2 protein-coding genes are annotated in these 793 nt (G+C 48.2%); both read right to left on the bottom strand.

The window, feature by feature from the left end; all coding sequences use genetic code 11:
* On the bottom strand, positions 1-338 hold a 338-nt coding region (locus tag ACFQZT_RS32185; RefSeq protein WP_379307049.1), incomplete at its 3' end, for an IS3 family transposase.
* A gap of 56 nt (positions 339-394) precedes the next feature.
* Complete coding sequence (locus ACFQZT_RS32180) at positions 395-718, bottom strand: transposase (RefSeq protein ID WP_379307047.1); 324 nt, start codon at positions 716-718, stop codon at positions 395-397.
* Positions 719-793 lie beyond the last annotated feature (75 nt).

Here is a 793-nt window from a genome sequence, read left to right as displayed (position 1 = left end):
TTGGGGCCTGTAACGATTCGATTATTAGCTACCTTTTTGGGTACAGGATTCGTCGTCTGTCGCTGTGGAGCAAGAAGGTTTAACGCCTTGCAAAGACGATACACCTTCTTCTTATTAATAATTAGGTTGTATTTTCGTCTTAACAGGATGGTAAGCTTCCTGTAGCCACACGCTGCATGCGGACCTTTAACGAGCTGCCGGAGAAATCCTTTAATCCGGGCATCCCAAACGACATTCCCGAGTTTATCGTAAGAATACCCGGGAACAGGGCGTCCACTGCTATGGGGCTGCTGGCGCTCCGGATGCTTGAGGCGATAGTAGTACGTAGAATGGGCCACGCTACAATGACGCAGAACCGTACGAACAGGATAACCTTCCCCGATCCAATAGAAGGCTACTTCCAGTCGGGATACTTTTTTTTTACCAGGTCTCTGAGGATGTTGATCTCCAGCTCTTTTTCGCCTAGCAGCTTCACCGCTTCACTGTATTTTTTTTCTATTTCTTGAAGCTTGGCTGCGTCTTGCTTCAGCTTTTCTGCTTCGTCATGCTTTTTCGTCATCAGATCATCCACCTCGTCCTGGTATTGCCGAACCCAGTTGCTTAACGTCTTGGGAGCCATTCCGTGCTTCCGGGCTACCACCTCCGTACGATAGCCTGAAAGCACCTCTGCCACAAACTCCTTCTTCGTCTGTATTGGGCACCGGAATCTTCTTTTCATGGGCCTGTTCCTCCACTTGTTTTTAGTGTATCTGAAGTGGATTAAAGTGTCCAAGTGGATTAGGGGGCTATATAG

It is taken from the genome of Paenibacillus sp. GCM10027628, from assembly GCF_042676385.1.
GTDB lineage: Bacteria > Bacillota > Bacilli > Paenibacillales > NBRC-103111 > Paenibacillus_E.
This window is presented reverse-complemented; position numbering and strand designations above follow the sequence as displayed.

Bases quoted from the DNA above. Each gene is read 5' to 3' on its own strand.
- ACFQZT_RS32180 (WP_379307047.1), bottom strand. From the start codon at position 718: ATGAAAAGAAGATTCCGGTGCCCAATACAGACGAAGAAGGAGTTTGTG.